The organism is Streptomyces cylindrosporus (assembly GCF_022698165.1).
In the GTDB taxonomy this organism is placed as follows: domain Bacteria; phylum Actinomycetota; class Actinomycetes; order Streptomycetales; family Streptomycetaceae; genus Streptomyces; species Streptomyces cylindrosporus.
On sequence record NZ_JALDAY010000020.1, the window covers coordinates 153,274 to 174,294 of the forward strand.

Consider the following 21,021-nt stretch of genomic DNA (forward strand, 5'->3'; position numbering starts at 1 on the left):
GGTCCGGGCGTTCTTACGAGACCAGGTCCGGGCAGTTCTGCGAGACCAGGTCGGGGCGGTTCCGCGAGGCTCGGCCCAAAGGGCGGGCGGGAGGCGCGCGTTGGCGCGTCGCCCGCCCGTTTCCGTGTCCGCGCGCGGTATGTGTGCAGCCTCACGGTGAGCCTTCTCTCGCCTGGTGCAAATGGCTTCAAAAGGTTCCTTAGTGGATGCTCGGCATGCGGTTGACGGCGGTGCGCCGTGTATGTTCCGGGGCCGAGAGCCATGGAAGGGACCAAACCGGTGAACAAGAAGCTCGCGGCCGCACTGTCCGGCGGTGCGGTACTGGTACTGGCGCTGTCGGGATGCAGCAGCGACAACGGCAACGACAAGCTGGACGCCTGGGCCAAGCAGGTCTGCGACGGCGTACAGCCGCAGGCCAAGAAGATCGAGGCCGCCAATGCCGCGATCCAGCAGCAGACCTCGGACAACAGCACGCCGGAAGCGGTCCAGAAGACCGACGCGCAGGCCTTCCAGGACATGTCCGACGCCTACAAGGCGATCGGGTCCGCGGTCCAGAACGCCGGGGCGCCGAACGTCGACGACGGTGCGAAGAAGCAGCAGGACGCGGTCAAGGAGCTCAACGACATCTCCGCCGCGTACGCCTCGCTGAAGACGCAGGTCGACAAGTTGAACACCAAGGACCAGGCGAAGTTCGCCGACGGCCTCAAGGACATCGCCACCTCCCTGGACAAGCTGAGCCAGAGCGGGAACGACGCGCTGAAGACCCTGGAGGAGGGCGACGTCGGCAAGGCGATGGCAAAGCAGCCGAGCTGCAAGTCGGCATCCGCGTCGGCGTCGGCGACCGGCAGCTGAGCACCGCCCTTGTGAAGCGGGCGCCCGGCGCTGTCAGGCCGGCCGCGTGAAGCGGTACCCGGGGCTGTGGGGCGGCCTTGTTCGATGGTGCTCGGCGCTGCGGGCCGTGTGCGCAGTGGTTGGCGACACAATGGGGGCGTGAGCGACTCCACTCTGCCTGCCCTGCCCGCTGTCCCCGCTTCCGGCCGACCCGACGTCGCCGCCCGGCTGCGGGACGCCCTGCTCGGGGCGTCCTTCACCGCCGACGGGCTGCTCGAACTGCTCGGTGCCCCCGCGTACGCGGCGCTGGCCCGCAGCGAGACCGTGCCCGCGCTCCGGGCGACTCGCGGGGACACGCCGCTCGAGGTGCTCGTACGGCTGTTCCTGCTGCAGCAGCCCGTGCCGCCCGCGCGCGTGGCGGCCGTTCTGCCGGTCGACGCCTGTCTGGAGAGCGGGTGGCTGGTCCGGGTCGGTGCCGACGAGGTGGCCGCGACCGTGGACGTACGGCCGTACGGCGGGCCCGACGGCGAGGACTGGTTCATCGTGTCCGACCTGGGCTGTGCCGTCGGCGGGGCCGGCGGCATCGGCAGCCGCGCGGAGGGCGTCGTCCTGGGCGTCGGCGGCGCGTCCACGACCCTCGCCGGCATCACCGTCCGTACGCCCGTCCCGGCCGCCCTCGACCTCGGCACCGGTTCCGGCATCCAGGCGCTGCACGCCTCCCGGCACGCCACGCGCGTGACGGCGACCGACGTCAACGCGCGTGCCCTGCACATCACCGCCCTCACACTGGCCCTGTCCGGAGCACCGGCGGCCGACCTGCGCGAGGGCTCGCTCTTCGAGCCGCTGCGCGACGGGGAGACGTACGACCTGATCGTCTCGAACCCGCCCTTCGTGATCTCACCCCGTGCGCGGCTGACCTACCGCGACGGCGGAATGGGCGGGGACGATCTGTGCCGCTCGATCGTTCAAGGAGCGGGGGAACGGCTGAACGAGGGCGGGTTCGCGCAGTTCCTCGCCAACTGGCAGCACGTGGAGGGGGAGGACTGGCAGGACCGGCTCAGGTCGTGGGTGCCGCGTGGCTGCGACGCGTGGATCGTGCAGCGCGAGGTGCAGGACGTCACGCAGTACGCCGAGCTGTGGCTGCGGGACGCCGGTGACCACCGCGGGGATCCCGCGGAGTACCAGGCGCTGTACGACGCCTGGCTGGACGAGTTCGAGGCGCGCAAGGTGAAGGCGGTCGGCTTCGGCTGGATCACCCTGCGCCGTACGGGGGCGGCCGTGCCCTCGGTCACGGTCGAGGAGTGGCCGCACCCGGTCGAGCAGCCGCTCGGCGAGACGGTACGGGCGCACTTCGACCGCCTGGACTACCTGCGGGCGCACGACGACGCGGCCCTGCTGGAGGCGCACTTCAGGCTCGCCTCCGAGATCGTCCAGGAACAGGTCGGGCTGCCCGGAGCCGAGGACCCCGAGCACGTCGTGCTGCGCCAGAACCGCGGCATGCGCCGGGCCACCAAGGTGGACACGGTCGGCGCGGGCTTCGCGGGCGTGTGCGACGGCTCGCTGAGCGCGGGGCGCATCCTGGACGCCATCGCCCAACTGGTCGGCGAGGACCCGGTGTTGCTGCGCGACCGCACTCCGGCGCAGATCAGGCTGCTGGTGGAGCAGGGGTTCCTGGAGCCGGCGTGACGTCCGGGGTGCGCCGGAGGTGTCATGCCCTCGGCGGACGGGCCTGCGTCACGGCTGGGGCGCGCCCGCACCTCTGATGCCCATGTGTCCGGTCTGGTGGGATTGATGCCGAAAAGGCCTCCTGTCAGTGGTACGTGCGAAGCTACCTTCGAGAGACAGGTTCCACGCGTCCTCGGGGGAGGCGCGCTGTCTCGGGGGAGGCACGATGGCGGGGGAGACGCCGGAGCAGGGCGAAGGCAGGGTCATCAACGGCCGGTACCGGCTGCTGCGGACGCTCGGCGCGGGCGGCATGGGCCGCGTATGGCTGGCGCACGACGAGGAGTTGGCCTGCGAGGTCGCGCTGAAGGAGATCGCGCTCCCGGACATGCCGACGGACGCGGCGGAGCCCGCGCAGCGCATCGCCCGGGCCCGCAGCGAGGCCCGGCACGCGGCAAGGCTGCGCGGGCATCCGCACGTGGCGACGGTGCACGACGTGCTGGTGCACGAGGGGCTGCCCTGGATCGTCATGGAGTACGTGCCGGACGCGATCGACCTCCAGGCGGTGGTACGACGCTCCGGGCCGCTGCCGCCCGCCCAGGTGGCCCGGATCGGGCTCGCCGTGCTCGACGCGCTGACCGCCGGGCACCGGATCGGCATCCTCCACAGGGATGTGAAACCGGCCAACATCCTTCTGGCGTCGGACGCTTCGGGCGACCCGTACGCGCGCGTGCTGCTCACCGACTACGGCATCGCCCTCCAGCCCGAGTCCCGCGAGCCACGCCTCACCGCCACGGCCGGCATCCTCGGCACACCGGGCTATCTGGCTCCGGAACGCGCGCGTGGCGAACCGCCGACCCCGGCCGCCGACCTCTTCTCCCTGGGCGCCACGCTGTACGCCGCGGTCGAGGGCCGCGGCCCCTTCGACCGCCACGGCGACTACGCGACCCTCACGGCCCTGCTCGGCGAGGAACCCACCCCACCGCTGAGGGCGGGCGAACTGGCGCCGGTACTCCAGGGGTTGCTGGTGAAGGACCCCGTCCGGAGGTCTTCGCCGGAGACGGTGACGCGAGGGCTGGAGCGGGTGGTGCAGGGGGCGGCGGGGGGTACGGGGTTCGGTGCGCCGGGCGGGGGGCTTGGAGCGCAGCCTGGCTGGGGTGCGGGGCCGGGGGCGGCCGGGGCGGCGGGTGCGGCAGGCGCCGCGGGCGCTGCGGCTGCTGCTGCGGCGGCGGCAGCCGGCTATGGCGCCGCGCCGGGCGGGTTCGGGCCGCCGGGTGACGCCTTCGGAGCGGGGACGCCGGAAGGGCAGCGGGGAGCCGGTGGGAGCGCGGCGCCGGGCGGGCCGGGGACGCCTGCGGGAGCCGGGGCCGAAGGCGTGCCGCCCGGGTACGTCGGGAGCCCGCCTCCGGGGTACGTCGGGAGCTCGCCTCCGGGGAATGCGGGCAACCCGCTTCCGGGATACGGCAACAACCCGCCTCCGGGGAATGCGGGCAGCCCGTCTCCGGGATACGGCGACAACCCGCCTCCGGGGTACGTGGGCAGCCCGTCTCCGGGATACGGCGGCAGCCCGGCACCGGGTTACGGCGGCAGCCCACCGCCAGGTCACGGCGACAGCCCGCGACCGGAGTACGGCGACAGCCCGCGCGCGGGGCGCGGCGAGAGCCCACCGCCGGGGTACGTCGCGAGTTCTCCTCCCGGTGGCTGGAGCGGCGGGGCAGGCGCACCCGGCACTCCGCAGACGCCAGGAACTCCGCCGACGCCGAACACGCCGCACACCCCGGGCGGCGCTCCCGACACGCCGGCCGGGGCGCCCGGTTCGCCGGCGTACGACGTCTGGCGGCAGCCCGCGCCACGGGATCCCTTTGCTCCGGCCAATCCCTATGCCCAGGGCCCGGCGACTCCGGGCGGGGGAGGACCCGCCGGCGCCCAATCGCCGCCGTATGCGGGCGGAGCGGCCACACCGTCGCCGTACGGCACCGGCGCCGGCACCCCGGGCTCAGGGCCGCCGTCTCCGTACGCCACCGGCACCCCCGGCTCGGGGCCGAACTTGCCGTACGCCACCGGCGCCCCCGGCTCAGGGACCCCGTCTCCGTACGCCACCGGTTCGCCGGGATCCGGTGGCGGACCGTCGCCGTACGGCACCGGCGCCCAGGGCGCCAACTGGGCCGCCGCCCCCACCGCCCCCGGCATCGGCGGCCCGTCCTTCCCGTCTCCGAAGTCACCGCCCGGCCCGCCCGGCCCATCCGGCCCGCCCGGCCCATCCGGCCCGCCCGGCCCATCCGGCCCGCCCGGCCCATCCGGTCCGCCCGGTCCGCCGTCCGGGAGGAAGCAGTGGGCGATCGTGGCGCTGGTCGTCGCCGCCGTACTGCTGCTGGCCGGGGGAGCGTGGGGGTTCTACTCGCTGACCAGCGGCGGCGGTGGGGAGAACAGCGCGACCACCAAGAAATCGCCGTCGGCGAGCGCGTCGCGGAAGTCGCCGTCGCCGACCGGGCCCGTGCTGCCGTACGGCAGCGTGGTCGGGCTCAGCGAGCCGTTGCAGACCGGCGACTGTGTGAAGGCGGTCTGGACGGGGACGCCGTTCAAGTCGGCGCCGAACCTGGGCGTCGTGAGCTGTAGTCCCGACAAGTGGCCGGACGGCCAGGTCGTCGGCATCGACACGGCCACCGACTACGCCGACGCCCGCGCCCAGGGCGCCAAACGCTGCGACAACCAGAGCCGGGCCATCGCCGACGCGTTGCCCGACGCGGGCGGATACGCGGTCCTGCCGACCAAGGAGGGGTTCGCCGCGGCCAAGGGCGGTACGGCGTGTCTCGTACTGGGGCGGCATGCCGCGATAGGCGGCGAGGTGGGCCGTTTCCGGGACGAGGGCTCGGATCTATGGGTCGGCCAGATGAGCGTGGGTGACTGCTGGGTCTACAAGCAGGTCGGCGACCAGTACAAAGCACCGCTCACCGACTGCGCCAAACTCCACAACTACCAGGTCATAGGGGCGGTTCAGGCCCCAGACAAAATGAGCTACAAGAAGGGCATCGACAACGCGAACAAGCTGTGCAGCAACAAATTCGAGTCGACCTGGGCACCGGATCCCGGGCATGTCGTATACGGCTGGGTGGCCGACCAGCACGACTGGGACCTGGGCTTCGACAAGGCGGTCTGCACGGTGGGCCGGTCCGACGGCAAGCAGACGACCGGAAAGATACCTGCGCCGGGTTCGGTCTGAGCCGGACCCGGAAGCCGCCCGGCGGGCGGGGCGGTCCACAGCCGCGTCGGCTCCGCGTTCACCTCCGGTTCGCCCGGCTGTCTCCCGTGCGTGCCAGTCTCCCGGGGCGGGGCACTCGCGGACGGGTAGAAAAGGGGCACGCGCAGCCATGGAGAGCGGACCGGCGATCTTCGCGGGAGTGGTGTTCGCCCTGTTCGGCGGCGCGCTGCTGGTGTGGACCGCGACCCGGGTACGGCGTGGCGAACCCGTCGCCCACGGTGTGAACCCCGTCGCATCGGCGACCCTCGCGGGCCTCGCGTCGGTGATCGCGCTGACCCTCGGCGCATGGTGCTTCACCCGCATGTGAAAGCCGCCCCCGAGCTGCGGCCCGGATAATTGGGAGGCGCTCCTCCGGATGGGCGCGAAATAGCCGCTGACCACTCCGGGCGGCAGGAATGGCGCGACTCGGGTTACCGTTCGAGTGGCCGTTGCGGGCTTTTCCCGTTTGACACGGGGGCGGGATGTACCGTCACACTCCGCAGCGTCACCATGACATGACCCCGGGGCAAAACCCGGGCAGACCCAGTGTCGACCGGAGAGAAGAGCGAAGTTGTCCCCGACCAGCGAGACCGCACACGGCGGCCGCCGACTCGTCATCGTCGAGTCGCCTGCCAAGGCGAAGACGATCAAGGGCTACCTCGGCCCTGGTTACGTCGTCGAGGCGAGCGTCGGGCACATCCGCGACCTCCCCAACGGCGCCGCCGAGGTGCCGGAGAAGTACACCGGCGAGGTCCGCCGCCTCGGCGTGGACGTCGAGCACGACTTCGAGCCGATCTACGTGGTCAACGCCGACAAGCGAGCCCAGGTCAAGAAGCTCAAGGACCTGCTGAAGGACTCCGACGAGCTCTTCCTCGCCACCGATGAGGACCGCGAGGGCGAGGCCATCGCCTGGCACCTCCAGGAGGTGCTCAAGCCCAAGGTCCCGGTCAAGCGGATGGTCTTCCACGAGATCACCAAGGCCGCGATCCAGGCCGCCGTGGCCAACCCGCGCGAGCTGAACCAGAAGTTGGTCGACGCCCAGGAGACCCGCCGCATCCTCGACCGCCTCTACGGCTACGAGGTCTCGCCGGTCCTGTGGAAGAAGGTCATGCCCCGGCTGTCGGCCGGCCGCGTCCAGTCGGTCGCCACACGACTCGTCGTGGAGCGGGAACGCGAGCGGATCGCGTTTCGTTCTGCTGAGTACTGGGACCTGACGGGGACCTTCGCGACCGGCCGCGCGGGGGATCCGTCGGACCCGTCGTCGCTGGTCGCCCGCCTCCAGACCGTCGACGGCAGGCGGGTCGCGCAGGGCCGCGACTTCGACTCCCTGGGACAACTCAAGAGCGAGCAGGTCCTCCACCTCGACGAGGCGAACGCCCGCGCCCTGGCCGCCGCCCTGGAGCAGACGCGGTTCGCCGTCCGCTCGGTCGAGTCCAAGCCGTACCGCCGCTCGCCGTACGCCCCGTTCCGTACGACGACCCTCCAGCAGGAGGCCTCGCGCAAGCTCGGCTTCGGCGCGAAGGCGACCATGCAGGTGGCCCAGAAGCTGTACGAGAACGGCTTCATCACCTACATGCGTACGGACTCCACGACCCTGAGCGACACCGCGATCACCGCCGCCCGCGCCCAGGTCACCCAGCTCTACGGTGCCGACTACCTGCCGTCGAGCCCGCGGACGTACGCCGGGAAGGTCAAGAACGCGCAGGAGGCGCACGAGGCGATCCGCCCCTCGGGTGATCGTTTCCGCACGCCTGCCGAGACCGGCCTGACCGGCGATCAGTTCAAGCTCTACGAGCTGATCTGGAAGCGGACCGTCGCCTCCCAGATGAAGGACGCGACCGGCAACAGCGTGACCGTCAAGATCGGCGGCACGGCAGCCGACGGCCGGGACGTCGAGTTCAGCGCGTCCGGCAAGACGATCACCTTCCACGGCTTCCTGAAGGCCTACGTCGAGGGCGCCGACGACCCGAACGCCGAGTTGGACGACCGCGAGCGCCGGCTGCCGCAGGTCGCCGAGGGCGACCGGCTCACCGCCGAGGAGCTCACGGTCGACGGGCACGCCACCAAGCCCCCGGCCCGCTACACCGAGGCCAGCCTGGTCAAGGAGCTCGAAGAGCGCGAGATCGGCCGCCCGTCGACGTACGCCTCGATCATCGGCACGATCCTCGACCGCGGCTATGTCTTCAAGAAGGGCACGGCACTCGTCCCGTCCTTCCTGTCCTTCGCCGTGGTCAACCTCCTGGAGAAGCACTTCGGGCGGCTCGTCGACTACGACTTCACCGCCCGCATGGAGGACGACCTCGACCGCATCGCGGCCGGCCAGGCGCAGTCCGTGCCGTGGCTGCGGCGCTTCTACTTCGGTGAGGGCACGGCCACCGGCGGCGCGGCCGAGGCCGGCAACGGCGACGGGGACCACCTCGGTGGTCTCAAGGAGCTGGTGACCGACCTGGGCGCGATCGACGCGCGCGAGGTGTCGTCGTTCCCCGTGGGCAACGGCATCGTGCTCAGGGTCGGCCGCTACGGCCCGTACATCGAGCGCGGCGAGAAGGACTCCGAGAACCACCAGCGGGCCGACGTGCCCGAGGACCTGGCGCCGGACGAGCTGTCTGTCGAGCTCGCGGAGGAGCTGCTCGCCAAGCCGAGCGGCGACTTCGAGCTGGGCGCCGACCCGGAGACCGGCCACCAGATCATCGCCCGCGACGGCCGCTACGGCCCGTACGTCACCGAGGTGCTCCCCGAGGGCACCCCGAAGACCGGCAAGAACGCCGTCAAGCCGCGTACGGCCTCGCTGTTCAAGTCGATGTCGCTGGACACCGTGACCCTTGAGGACGCCCTCAAGCTGATGTCCCTGCCGCGTGTCGTCGGCACCGACGCCGAGGGCCAGGAGATCACCGCGCAGAACGGGCGCTACGGGCCGTACCTGAAGAAGGGCACGGACTCGCGTTCGCTCACCTCCGAGGAGCAACTCTTCACGATCACCCTCGAAGAGGCGCTGCAGATCTACTCGCAGCCCAAGCAGCGCGGTCGCGCGGCCGCCAAGCCGCCGCTGAAGGAACTGGGCACCGACCCGGTCAGCGAGAAGCCGGTGGTGGTCAAGGACGGCCGTTTCGGGCCGTACGTGACCGACGGGGAGACCAACGCGACCCTGCGCTCCGGCGACAGCGTCGAGACGATCACCCCGGAGCGCGGCTTCGAACTCCTCGCCGAGAAGCGGGCGAAGGGGCCCGCCAAGAAGACGGCGAAGAAGGCGCCCGCGAAGAAGGCCGCCCCGGCCAAGAAGACGGCCGCCAAGAAGACCGCGGCGAAGAAGACGACGACGGCCGCGAAGAAGACGACCGCCAAGAAGACCACCGCCGCGAAGAAGGCGACGGCTTCGAAGGCGGCGGCGTCGGACGACTGAGGCGCTTCCTCCACGGAGACGTCGCGAACTCCACGTGGAGGTCGCGAAACCCCACGGAGACTTCGCGAAACGAACGCCCCGATATCGCTTTGGTGTCGGGGCGTGCGCACGTTCGGACGCGTGCCGCGGGCTGTCAGTCCGTCCCGATAGGCTGAAAGCATGACGCGAGCCGAGCAGCCAACGGCCCACCACCCGGCCCCCGACGACGCACTTGTCGCGGACTCCCGCGAGCGCGCCGTCCGCGCCCTTCTGCGCCAGCCGCAGCTGAGGCGGCTGTGGAGCGCCCACCTCACGGGCTCGGTCGGGGACGCCCTCACCCTCTTCGTACTGGTGCTCCTCGCACTCCAGGCGGCGATCAGCGAAGGCTCCTTCGGCGGCGACTACCGCGGCGTGGCGTTCGCAGTGGCGACCGTTTTCGGAGTGCGCATCCTGGCGACGCTGCTCTTCGGAGCCGTACTCCTGGGGCCGCTGACTTCGCTCACTTCGCAGGACGGCCCCCTCGACCGCCGCTGGACCATGGTCGGCGCCGACGGCATCAGGGTGCTCGCGCTCATCGTCGCCCCGCTGTGGATCGACTGGACGCCGGACGACGCACTGGCGGTCCTCCTGGTCACCGCCTTCGTCACCGGAGTCGCCGAGCGCTTCTGGACGGTGGCCCGCGAGAGCGCCGCGCCCGCGCTGCTGCCGGCCCCGCCCCTGGAGGGCGCGACGGTACGGCCGTTGCCGGACCACATGGACGCCTTGCGCCGCCTGTCGCTGCGTACGTCCTTCGTGGCGATCCCCCTCGCGGCCGCCGCGCTCGTCGCCGCCGGGCTGCTCAACAACCTTCTGGGCACCGGGATCGACTGGTTCGAGCAGCACCAGGCGGCCCTCGCGTCGTACGTGGCGGCCGGCCTGTTCGCCGCCTCCCTCTCCGTCGTCACCTTCCTGGAACTGCCCGAGACGCGCACGCCACGCGCGCGTTCGCCGCTCGAAGGGCTGCGCCGCCCCAAGACGGGCGCGGGCGTCGACAAGGGCCGTACCGGCGCGATCCCGCTGCTCGTCCTCGCCTGCGCGGCCGTCGCGGGAGCGGTCTCGGCCGCGGTCGCCGTGGCCGTGCTGCACGCCACGGACCTGGGCGGCGGCCCGGTCCTGTACGGGCTCCTGGTGCTCGCGCTGACCGGCGCGGTCGTCGTCGGCATCCGTACGGCGCCCAAGGTGCTGGTGTCGCTGTCGCGGCGCCGCCTGCTCGCGCTCGCGATCGCCTTCACCGGACTCGCGCTGCTGGCCGCCGGCCTCGTCCCGGACGTCACCACCGTGCTGCTGATCGTCGCGCTGGCCGGCGTCGGCGCGGGCGTGGCCGCCAACACCGGGCACACACTGCTCGACCAGGAAGCCGAGGAGTACCGGCGCACACGCACCACGGAACACCTGCACGCGGTGGTACGGGTCTCCGTGGCGCTCGGCGCCGTGATCGCGCCGGTCGTCGCCGCGGGGATCGGCCCGCACCGCCTGGAGAACGGCAGGTTCGTCTTCGCGCACGGCGGCGCCGCCTTCACCCTGATGCTGGTCGGCGCGCTGCTGCTGCCGGTGGCCGCGCTCGTGCTGGCCAAGGTCGACGACCGCTCGGGGGTGCCGCTGCGGCACGACCTGCGGGACGCGCTGCTCGGCGGCGACGACCCGGTGACCGCGCCCGCCGCGAACGGTTTCTTCATCGCCCTGGAGGGCGGCGACGGCGCCGGCAAGTCCACCCAGGCCGAGGCGCTCGCCGAGTGGATCCGGGCCAAGGGCCACGAGGTCGTCGTCACGCGCGAGCCGGGCGCGACACCGGTCGGCAAGCGGCTGCGGTCGATCCTGCTGGACGTGTCGAGCGCCGGGCTGTCCCACCGGGCGGAGGCGCTGCTGTACGCGGCGGACCGCGCGGAGCACGTGGACACCGTGGTCCGGCCCGCGCTGGAGCGCGGCGCCGTGGTCATCTCCGACCGCTACATCGACTCCTCCGTGGCCTACCAGGGAGCGGGCCGCGACCTGTCCCCGACGGAGATCGCCCGCATCAACCGCTGGGCCACGAACGGCCTGGTCCCCCACCTGACCGTCCTGCTGGACGTCTCCCCGGAGATCGCCCGCGAGCGGTTCACCGAGGCGCCGGACCGGCTGGAGTCCGAGCCCGCCGAGTTCCACGCGCGCGTGCGCTCCGGTTTCCTCACGCTGGCCGCGGCCGACCCCGGGCGGTACCTGGTGGTGGACGCGGGCCAGGAGCCCGAGGCCGTCACCACCGTCGTACGCCACCGTCTCGACCAGCTGCTGCCGCTCTCCGAGGCCGAGATCAAGGCTCAGGAGGAGGCGCGGAAGAAGGCCGAGGAGGAGGCCCGCCGCAAGGCGGAGGAGGAGGCCGCGCGCAAGGCCGAGGAGGAGCGGCTGGAGCGCGAGCGCCAGGAGCAGCTCGCCAAGCTGCGCGCCGAGGAGGAGGAGCGCAAGCGGCGCGAGCTGGAGGAGGCGCAGCGGCGCGAGGCCGAGCGGCAGGCGGAGGAGGCCCGGCAGCGGGCCGAGGAAGCGCACCGGCGTGCCGAGGAGGAGCGGCAGCGGCTGCTCGCCGAGGAGCAGGCACGCGCCGAGGAGGAGGCCCGCCGCAAGGCCGAGGAGGAGCGGCGGCGCAGGCAGGCCGAGGAGGAGGCCCGGCTGCACGCCGAGGCCGAGGCGCGGCGGCTGGAGAAGCAGCGCAAGGCGGAGGAGGCCTTGCTGCGGGCGGAGGAGGCCCGACGCCTCGCCGAACAGGCGGCCGCCGCGGCGGAGGCGGGCCCGCAGCAGCCGACGGCACCGGCGGTTCCCCCGGAGGCGTCCACCGTGCCCACGCCGGTGGTGACACCGACGAACGCGTCGGGCGGGCCGATCGAGGAGACGGCTGTGCTGCGGCCGGTGCGGGACGGTGAGGCTCGCGATGCGGACGACGCACGTGGTGCGAATGACACTCGTGGTGCGGATGACACTCGTGGTGCGGGTGGCGCGCGGTCCGAAGGTGAGTCCGAGTCCGAGGTGACGGCGAAGCTGCCGCAGCCGCCGGCTCCTGCGGGGGCGGCGGACGAGACGGCGGTGTTGCCGCCGGTGCCGTCGGGGGCGGAGGACGAGACGTCGGTACTGCCTCCCGTGCCGGGTGCCGCTGACGAGACGGCCGTGCTGCCGCCGGTGGTGCCGGGTGCGGCGGACGAGACGGCGGTGTTGCCGCCGGTGCGAGGAGAGGGGCCCGCCGATCGGGTGCCGCCGGGGTACTTCCGGGACGAGCAGGGCGGTGCGCCGGCGGATCGGGGCGAGGACCGTACGCGGGAGATGCCCCAGGTCGACGCTGAGGGTGCGCCTCGGCGACGGGCGCGGTCGGACTGGGCCGAGGAGACGCCGCTGGACGATCTGCCGTCGCTGGCGGACGAGTTGCTCGGACCCCGGGACGAGTACGACGACGATGCGGGGCGGGGGCGGCGCAGGGGTCGGGGGCGCTGAGGCCGGCCGGGTGCTGGTCGGCGTGGAGCCGGCCGGGGGTGTTTCGCGCACCCGCGCTTGCGGGGTGCCGCCGCGCCCACCCGTGCCGCCCGAGCGGCACGGCTGCCCGCGGCTACGGCTACGGCTACGGCGACGGCGCATGCGGGTGCGGCTGTCTGCGGCTGCGGTGACCGGCGCATGCGGCGGAGGCTGCCTGCGGCTTCGGCGAGGGCGCATGCGCGGCAGCAGCCCGCGGTCCGTTGTCAGTGGCACCCCGCACAATGGATCCCGCAACGCGAATCATGACGAAGGGGCGGGATGACGTATGACCGTCTGGGACGATCTCGTCGGCCAGGAGAAGGTGGCCGGGCAGCTTGACGCGGCCGCTCGGGACGCCGACGCGCTCGTCACCGCGGCCGCCGCAGACGCGCCGCCGCCCGAGGCTTCGAAGATGACGCACGCCTGGCTGTTCACCGGCCCTCCCGGTTCCGGACGGACCCAGACGGCACGGGCCTTCGCCGCCGCCCTGCAGTGCGTGTCGCCGGACCGCGCCCTCGGCGGATCACCCGGCTGCGGCTTCTGCGACGGCTGTCACACGGCTCTCGTCGGCACGCACGCCGACGTCACCACCGTCGCCGCCGTCGGCACGCAGATCCTCGCCGACGACATGCGGGACACCGTACGGAAGTCCTTCACGTCACCGGCGAACGGCCGTTGGCAGATCATCCTCGTCGAGGACGCCGAGCGGCTGAACGAGAAGTCGGCCAACGCCGTCCTGAAGGCGGTGGAGGAGCCCGCGCCCCGCACGGTCTGGCTGCTGTGCGCGCCGTCCATCGAGGACGTGCTGCCCACGATCCGCTCCCGCTGCCGCCACCTGAACCTGCTGACCCCCTCCGTGGACGCCGTCGCCGACATGCTCGTACGGCGGGAAGGCATCGAGCCGGCCGTGGCCGCCGCGGCGGCCCGCGCCACGCAGGGGCACGTCGACCGCGCCCGCCGGCTGGCCACCGACCCGGCCGCGCGCGAGCGCCGCGCCGCCGTGCTGAAGCTGCCGCTGCGGGTCGAGGAGATCGGCGGTGCGCTGAAGGCCGCCCAGGAACTCGTCGACGCCGCCGCCGAGGACGCCAAGCAGCTCGCCGAGGAGATGGACGGCAAGGAGACCGAGGAGCTGAAGGCGGCACTGGGCGCGGTCCAGGGCGGCCGGATGCCGCGCGGCACGGCGGGCGTGATGAAGGACCTGGAGGACAAGCAGAAGCGGCGCCGCACGCGCACCCAGCGCGACAGCCTCGACCTCGCCCTGACCGACCTCACCGGCTTCTACCGCGACGTCCTCGCCCTCCAGCTCGGCTCCCGCATCGCCCTCGCCAACGCGGACGCGGAGGACACCCTGGAACGCCTCGCCCGGGGCAGCTCCCCCGAGTCCACCCTCCGCCGCATCGAGGCCATCGGCGCGTGCCGCGAGGCCCTCGACCGCAACGTGGCCCCGCTGCTCGCGGTGGAGGCGATGACGATGGCCCTCAGAGCGGGCTGACGATCAACGGAGGTTGACCATGTAACTCGTACGGGCAACGACATGCACGTACGGCATTCAATCCACTGCGCAGAGTTACGCTCGCCTGATGCACACCAGGCGCAGCTACCGTCCCGGCCGGTCCCGAACCGTCGCCACCCTCCTCGCCACCGCCGCCCTGCTCGTCTCGGCCTGCTCCTCCTCCGGCTCGGCGAGCGACGCGAGCGGTGCGGCCGAGGCGGCGCTGGCCGCGCTGCCGCAGTCGACGCCGTCCGCCCTGGCGCCGTACTACGGACAGAAGCTGAGCTGGCGCACCTGCGGTGTCCCCGGCTTCGAATGCGCCACGATGAAGGCGCCGCTCGACTACGCCAAGCCGGACGCCGGGGACGTACGACTGGCCGTCGCGCGGAAGAAGGCCACCGGCAAGGGCAGGCCGCTCGGGTCGCTGCTGGTGAACCCGGGCGGGCCGGGCGGCTCGGCGATCGGCTACCTGCAGCAGTACGCCGGTATCGGCTACCCGGCGGAGGTCCGCGCCCGGTACGACATGGTGGCGGTCGACCCGCGCGGGGTCGCCCGCAGTGAGCCGGTCGAGTGCCTCAGCGGGCGGCAGATGGACGCGTACACGCAGACGGACACGACACCCGACGACAAGAAGGAGACCGACGAACTCGTCGACGCCTACAAGAAGTTCGCGGAGGGCTGCGGGGCACGCTCGGCGGGTCTGCTGCGGCATGTGTCCACCGTCGAGGCGGCCCGGGACATGGACATCCTGCGGGCGGCGCTGGGGGACCGGAAGCTGACGTACGTGGGGGCGTCGTACGGGACGTTCCTCGGGGCGACGTACGCCGGACTGTTCCCGGAGCGGGTGGGCCGGCTGGTGCTGGACGGCGCGATGGACCCCTCCCTGCCCGCGCGCCGCCTGAACCTGGACCAGACGGCCGGCTTCGAAACCGCCTTCCAGTCCTTCGCGAAGGACTGCGTACGGCAGCCGGACTGCCCGCTCGGCCACAAGGGCACCACCCCCACTCAGGTCGGCAGGAACCTCAGCGCCTTCTTCAAGAAGCTCGACGCGCACCCCATCGCCACGGGCGACGCCGACGGCCGCAAGCTCGGCGAGGCTCTCGCCACCACCGGCGTGATCGCGGCGATGTACGACGAGGGCTCGTGGGCGCAGTTGCGCGAGGCACTGACCTCGGCGATGAAGGAGAACGACGGCGCGGGTCTGCTGGTCCTGTCCGACAGCTACTACGAGCGGGACGCCGACGGCCGTTACTCGAACCTCATGTTCGCCAACGCGGCGGTGAACTGCCTCGACCTGCCCACGGCCTTCTCCTCCGTCGACCAGGTGGAGAAGGCGCTCCCCTCCTTCGAGAAGGCGTCCCCGGTCTTCGGCGAGGGCCTCGCGTGGGCGTCCCTGAACTGCGCGTACTGGCCGGTGAAGCCGACGGGTGAACCGCACCGGATCGTGGCGAAGGGCGCGGCCCCGATCGTGGTCGTGGGCACGACCCGCGACCCGGCGACGCCGTACCACTGGGCCCAGTCCCTGTCCCGCCAGCTGTCCTCGGGGCGGCTGCTCACGTACGAGGGCGACGGGCACACGGCGTATGGCCGGGGCAGTGACTGCATCGACGCGACGATCGACACGTATCTGCTCCGCGGAACCCCGCCGGCTAAGGGAAAGCGCTGCTTGTAGCCCGTGCGACAGGCCCCGGAGTCCGCTCCTCCGGGGCTGGTTCGGAGCACCCCCGGAAACTGTGTAGACTTTCCGACGTCGCCGAACGCACCATGAGTGCCGACAGCGCGCCGCCTTAGCTCAGATGGCCAGAGCAACGCACTCGTAATGCGTAGGTCTCGGGTTCGAATCCCGAAGGCGGCTCCACGGGAAACCGCAGGTCAGGAATCTGATCTGCGGTTTCTTTGCGTTCGGGGGTCGGTCGTCAACATACAGATCGGTCTGGTTTATCTGGTCCGGGTCGCTGGGCGAGTGGGGAATCGTAGGGGCTCGTGGTGGCTCTTTGGAGGAGCTGTCGCGTGAGGGCTGCCTCTGAAACAGGCATGGTTGTATGATTTGTGTTCGCCGCTGGGTGTCGGCTTTCGACGCCCTTGGGGGTGTCCTTGGTTTGCCGTTTTGCCGGTGTGTCGTTTTTTCCTGATTTATTCGTTCTTTGAGGAAGAGTAGGCGGGTGCAGCCTGATGCAGACGCGGTCCGAGACCACCCGTCAGACTCTCGTCCGTGCCACGGCGGAGCTGATCGCGAACGGCCAGCTCTCCGACGCGGGCCTGGTCAACATCTGTCACCGGGCGGGCGTGAGCCGAGGCGCTCTCTACCATCACTTCCCCTCCACCGCGGCACTGGTCGCCGCCGTGTACAAGCAGGCGCGCAGCCGGGTCGTCGTACTGACGGAAGAGGCGTTCGAGGGCCCGGCGGCGGACGCTCCGGAGCGTTTCCTTGCGGCTCTGGGCGAGTCCCTGCGCACGGAGGAGGTCGTCCGGGCGGGGATGCGGCTCGCGGCCGACGGTTCGGCGGGGCCGCCGCGGCTGCGTGACGATCTGCTGAAGCTGGTTCGCCAGCGCATCTCCGACGCGCATCGAGACACCGTACGACCGGCGCAGAAGCTGGCCGATCTGGCCGATCTGGCCGTCGTGGTGGCCGCCGGGCTGGAGTCGCTGGGATACAGCAACGGCGTGTGGTGGGACGCCGAGACCGCACGGCGGCTGTGGGGGCTGCTGCGTCCGCTCTACAGCCCGGAGGGAGGAGAGCGGGAGTGGGAGCAGGGGCGGGAACAGGAGCGGGAGCGGGGCTGAGCGTCGCCGGCGGGTGAAGGAGGGGGAGGGGAGAGGAAGGGAGGGGGCGGGTTTTCGGCTCTGGTCGGCAGCTCGGGATGCCGACCTGCGATGTGGGCTCGGTCTTACGTGCCGAACGGGCTCCGGATGGATCTCAGCTTCCGGCGACGCCCGAACCTGCGGCTGCGACCGTGCCTCCCGCTGCGCCCGCGCCTCCCGCGGCGCCCGCGCCTCCCGCAGTGACCGCGCCTCCCGCGGCGACCGGCGGCGGCGTAGTGCGCAGGCGGCCGATCAGGCCGGGGATGGCCAGGCCCGGCAGCATGAAGCGCCAGAACGCGCTGAGCCGTTCCGGCAGGTCGACACGCTTGGTGTACGCCTGGGACATGATCTGGAGGCCGGTGAAGGCGCCGACGATGGTCGAGGCGGCCTCGCGCGCATCCACGCCCGGCAGGATCTCGCCCCGCTCCCCGGCCTCCTCCAGCAGGCCGAGAATGGCCAGGCTGGACTGCTCGTAGGCGGTCTCGGGAGGGGCGGAGAAGGACGTCTGCTCGACGGTGAGCCGCACGCTGGCGCGCAGGACCGGGTCCGTCTGGAGTCGCCTGGCGAACTCCATGGTCAGGTCGATGACGGCCTGGAGCTTCACGGGCTGGTCGGGGATCGTCAGCGCCTCGGCGTGCGCTGCCACCAGGGCGAGCGCGATGGCTTCCTTGGAGGGGAAGTGGTGGTACAGCGAACCGCGGGTGAGGCCGGTCCTGGCCAGGATGTCGTTGGTGCTCGCGGCGTCGTAGCCGAACTCGTCGAACACCTGGGCAGCAGCCTCGAGGATCGACTGCCGCGATCGCTTTCCGCGTTCCTGTTGTGCCATTGCCGGATCCTCACGATGAATTAACAGACCAGTCTGTATTGTATCGTGTTTTGGCGGCCGTGAGGGATGTTGTCAGCGACAAGATGACGATTTCGGTCGCGGGCTCGGGGGTCTACGGGCGGCCGAGCCGGAAGCCGATGCCCCGGACGGTGGTGATCCATCCGCTCGCGCCGAGCTTGCCGCGCAGGGTGCTGACGTGGGTGTCGACGGTGCGGCCGTGCGGGGACCACGCGTCGTCCCAGACCTGGGCCATGATCTGGCGCCGCGGGACGACGGTGTCGGGCTGCGAGGCCAGCAGGTACAGCAGGTCGAACTCCTTGCGGGTCAGGTCCAGCGGCTCACCGTCCAGCGTGGCCACCCGGGCGGCCGCGTCGATGCGCAGCGGCCCGTGGTCGATGATCCGCGCGGTGGCGCTCTGCTGCGAGCGCACGCGCCGCATCACCGCGTCCATCCGGGCCAGCAGCTCACGGAAGCCGTACGGCTTGACCAGGTAGTCGTCGGAGCCGGCCTGGAGGCCGAGCACCCGGTCGAGCTCGGAGCCGCGTGCGGTGACCGTGATGATCGGGGTGTTGCTCACCGCCCGGATGCCGCGGCACACCTCGAGGCCGTCCAGGTCGGGGAGGTCGAGGTCGAGCAGTACCAGGTCGGCGTCGTGATGTGTCCGTAGCGCCTGGGCCCCGGTGCCTACGCTGTGGGCGACATAGCCCTGGCGCAGCAGGCCCTTGAGGAGCGTGTCGGCGGCCGGTGCGTCGTTCTCCACGACCAGTACCCGCAGTGCGCCTTCCCGGCTCGCGGGGATCGCGGGCCGGTGTGGCCGGTGGTGCTCCGATGTTGCGTCGAGTACATCCGTGGCCTGCAGATTCATTGCCCCTCCTGAGTCACAAGCCTCGTCATCACAGAGTCCTCACAGACTGCGGAACAGACTGCTGAACGCTCACAACGGCGAAGATACCAAACAGACTTGTCTGATTGTCAACCATGATTAACCCATCCCTGTGGTTCCGATCCGGGGTCCATCAGGTGCCTCCCGACCTGTGGTGGTGCGGTGTTTCCGGGCTTCTGTCGAGGTCAGGCGTGGTGGATCGCGTCCGCGCGGGCGAGTGGCGTCAGTGGCGGAGTTCCATCACTACCGTACTGGGTTGCCTGTTTTGGTGGACCGGGCGGTCGAACCAGGTGAAATCTCCGCTACTGGCCGCCGCTGAAGGGTCGCTTCCGGTTACGGGATCAAATCTTTACTTGAAAAAACGAACTGACCTGTCTGTATCTTGGAGTCCAAGAGATCGGCCAAGGGGGAGTGCCGATGTCCGGCGTGCTGCCCCCTGCCCGGAAACCGACAGGAGTGCTGCACATGCGGGACCTGAAGACTCTGCCGCGACTGACCGCCACGGTGCCGCGCGAGTACGTCCATCGCGCCGCCGTCTCCGAAGTCCTCCTCACCGGCTGGGAAGCCGAGGAACTCCAGGGCCCCGAGGGCCAGGAGGGCTTCATAGTCAGAGCCCAGTGGCCGCGGAGCCACTCGCTCTTCGCCCGGGAGGGCGGCTACCAGGACCCGATGCTGGTGGTCGAGTCCGTCCGCCAGGTCGGCTCCCTGCTGGCCCACGCCGAGTTCGGGGTGCCCTTCGGCTACCAGTTCCTGATGGAGGACATCTCCTTCGCCGCCGCGCCCGAGCTCCTGGTCGCGGACGCGGTCCCCACCGAGGTCGAACTGCGCACGGTCTGCTGCGACATCGTCCGCCGGGGCCGCTCCCTCTGCGGGATGCGGTACGGCGTCACCGTGCTCCGTGGCGGAAAGGCGCTGGCCACCGCCGGAGCCGGCTTCCGTTGCATGAGTCCCGGCGTCCACAGCCGGCTGCGCGGCGGACGTCCCACCACGACCGACCGCACGCCGCTGCCGGCGATCGACCCGGCCGCCGTGGGTCACACCAGCACCCGGCACGTCGTCCTCGCCGAGCCGGAGCCGGGCACCGTGAACCGTTGGGAGCTGCGGGTCGACACCGCTCATCCGACCTACTTCGACCACCCGGTGGACCACGTTCCCGGGATGGTGCTGCTGGAGGCCGCCCGGCAGGCCGCCCATGTCTCGACGGGGATGCCGGACGCTCTTCTGCTCGAACTGAAGAGCGACTTCATGCGCTATGCCGAGTTCGACGCCCCGTGCTGGATCGAGGCCCGCCCCGAGCGGCTCGGCGACACGGGCGAGGTCATGGTGCAGGTGCGCGGCACACAGCAGGGGGAGGCCGTCTTCTGCGCCGAAATGATATTGAGCCCTCGCACACGCTGAGCGGCTCACCTGACGGGGGGAGGGTAGCGAAGTGCCTACCATCATGATCACTGGCGCGTCCGGTTTCGTGGGCGGCCATGTGGTCCGCGAGGCGGAGCAGCGGCAGATCGGCCTGCGGGTCATGGCGCGCCGCCGGACCGGGCCGGACTCCGGCCGCCGTGTCGTCCACGGCGATCTGGCCGACCCCGCGAGCCTGCGGGGTGTGTGCGACGGCGTCGACGTCGTGATCCACTGCGCCTCACAGATCGGCGGGACCGTCGAGGCCAACGAGGCCGTCAACGCCCTTGGTACGACCGCCCTCGTGGCGGAGGCGCGCCGCGCGGGGGTCTCCCGCATCGTGTACCTCAGTACCGCCTCCGTCTACGGCCGCGGAGTCTTCCGCGGTGGCCGACCGGAGGAGCTGAGCCGTAATCCCGGATCCCCCACGTCCCGCACCCGGGCCGTCGCCGAGGACGCCGTCCTCTCGGTCGGCGGCACCGTCCTGCGGCCCCATCTGGTCTACGGGGAGGGCGACACCTGGGTGGGCCCCGGGCTGATCCGGATCCTGCGCACCCTGCCGGGCACGGTGGCCGGCTGGCCGTCCCTCATGTCGGTCATCGCGGTACGGGACCTGGCCCGGCTCCTGGTGGCCACCGCCCTCGCACCCCGCTCCGCGCTGACCGCGCCGGTCTATCACGCCGCCCACCCGGTACCGGTCAGGGCGGACACCGTCCTGCGGGCCGTCGCCGAGTGCACGGCGACTCCCTGGCCGGACCGGGAGCTCACGGTCGAGCGGGCCCGCACGATCCTCGCGGCGCACGGCCAACCGCCCTCCGCGCTCGACATGCTGACGACCGATCACTTCTTCGGCAGTGAGCCGCTCTGGTCCGACCTGGGCCTTGATCCAGGGGCCGGTTTCGACGACGGGTTCCAGGGCGCCGCGCACTGGTACCGCAAGACCCTGACGGCTGCCTGAAGGGCCGTTCCCCACACATGCCGGAAATCGAGGAGTAGTTCATCG

General features: G+C 71.7%; 13 protein-coding genes and 1 tRNA gene. 12 read left to right on the forward strand and 2 right to left on the reverse strand.

All coding sequences use genetic code 11. The features are described 5' to 3' along the window. Nucleotides 1-261 precede the first annotated feature (261 nt). From MQP27_RS47295 to MQP27_RS47340, 10 genes are all read left to right on the forward strand, one after another. A complete protein-coding gene (locus tag MQP27_RS47295; RefSeq protein WP_242777572.1) occupies nt 262-852 on the forward strand; it encodes a small secreted protein in 591 nt (196 codons plus the stop codon). A 138-nt stretch (nt 853-990) separates the two neighbouring features. Then, entirely contained in the window at nt 991-2,517 is a 1,527-nt protein-coding gene (locus MQP27_RS47300; protein ID WP_242777574.1) for a DUF7059 domain-containing protein, read from the forward strand. A 205-nt stretch (nt 2,518-2,722) separates the two neighbouring features. Next, complete coding sequence (locus MQP27_RS47305; RefSeq protein WP_242777576.1) at nt 2,723-5,713, forward strand: serine/threonine-protein kinase; 2,991 nt, start codon at nt 2,723-2,725, stop codon at nt 5,711-5,713. A 148-nt stretch (nt 5,714-5,861) separates the two neighbouring features. Beyond that, on the forward strand, nt 5,862-6,059 hold the full coding sequence (locus MQP27_RS47310) for a hypothetical protein (RefSeq protein ID WP_242777578.1): 198 nt from the start codon (nt 5,862-5,864) through the stop codon (nt 6,057-6,059). Nucleotides 6,060-6,302: 243 nt separating this feature from the next. Next, nucleotides 6,303-9,131, forward strand: coding sequence for a type I DNA topoisomerase (gene topA / locus MQP27_RS47315; protein WP_242777580.1), 2,829 nt, complete (start codon nt 6,303-6,305; stop codon nt 9,129-9,131). A 159-nt stretch (nt 9,132-9,290) separates the two neighbouring features. Then, nucleotides 9,291-12,602 carry a dTMP kinase gene (gene tmk, locus MQP27_RS47320; RefSeq protein WP_242777582.1) on the forward strand — a complete coding sequence of 1,104 codons (3,312 nt, stop codon included), beginning with the start codon at nt 9,291-9,293 and terminating at the stop codon, nt 12,600-12,602. Nucleotides 12,603-12,906: 304 nt separating this feature from the next. After that, nucleotides 12,907-14,112: a DNA polymerase III subunit delta' gene (locus tag MQP27_RS47325; RefSeq protein ID WP_242777583.1), complete on the forward strand. Its 1,206-nt coding sequence runs from the start codon at nt 12,907-12,909 to the stop codon at nt 14,110-14,112. A gap of 88 nt (nt 14,113-14,200) precedes the next feature. Next, nucleotides 14,201-15,784, forward strand: a complete 1,584-nt coding sequence (locus tag MQP27_RS47330; RefSeq protein WP_242777585.1) for an alpha/beta hydrolase — start codon at nt 14,201-14,203, stop codon at nt 15,782-15,784. Nucleotides 15,785-15,893: 109 nt separating this feature from the next. Next, nucleotides 15,894-15,970, forward strand: a tRNA-Thr gene (locus tag MQP27_RS47335). A 314-nt stretch (nt 15,971-16,284) separates the two neighbouring features. Further along, nucleotides 16,285-16,896 (forward strand): TetR family transcriptional regulator, encoded by a 612-nt coding sequence (locus tag MQP27_RS47340; protein ID WP_242777587.1) that lies wholly within the window; start codon nt 16,285-16,287, stop codon nt 16,894-16,896. A gap of 133 nt (nt 16,897-17,029) precedes the next feature. Here MQP27_RS47340 and MQP27_RS47345 read toward each other — a convergent pair whose 3' ends face one another. Further along, complete coding sequence (locus MQP27_RS47345; RefSeq protein ID WP_242777589.1) at nt 17,030-17,740, reverse strand: ScbR family autoregulator-binding transcription factor; 711 nt, start codon at nt 17,738-17,740, stop codon at nt 17,030-17,032. Nucleotides 17,741-17,852: 112 nt separating this feature from the next. Continuing rightward, nucleotides 17,853-18,605: a response regulator transcription factor gene (locus MQP27_RS47350; RefSeq protein WP_242777591.1), complete on the reverse strand. Its 753-nt coding sequence runs from the start codon at nt 18,603-18,605 to the stop codon at nt 17,853-17,855. Between the two features lie 483 nt (nt 18,606-19,088). On the opposite strand from MQP27_RS47350, the gene MQP27_RS47355 reads away from it, so the two are divergent. Both MQP27_RS47355 and MQP27_RS47360 read left to right on the forward strand, forming a co-directional pair. Continuing rightward, nucleotides 19,089-20,021 carry a ScbA/BarX family gamma-butyrolactone biosynthesis protein gene (locus MQP27_RS47355; protein ID WP_242777593.1) on the forward strand — a complete coding sequence of 311 codons (933 nt, stop codon included), beginning with the start codon at nt 19,089-19,091 and terminating at the stop codon, nt 20,019-20,021. A 31-nt stretch (nt 20,022-20,052) separates the two neighbouring features. After that, on the forward strand, nt 20,053-20,976 hold the full coding sequence (locus MQP27_RS47360) for an NAD-dependent epimerase/dehydratase family protein (RefSeq protein ID WP_242777595.1): 924 nt from the start codon (nt 20,053-20,055) through the stop codon (nt 20,974-20,976). Nucleotides 20,977-21,021 lie beyond the last annotated feature (45 nt).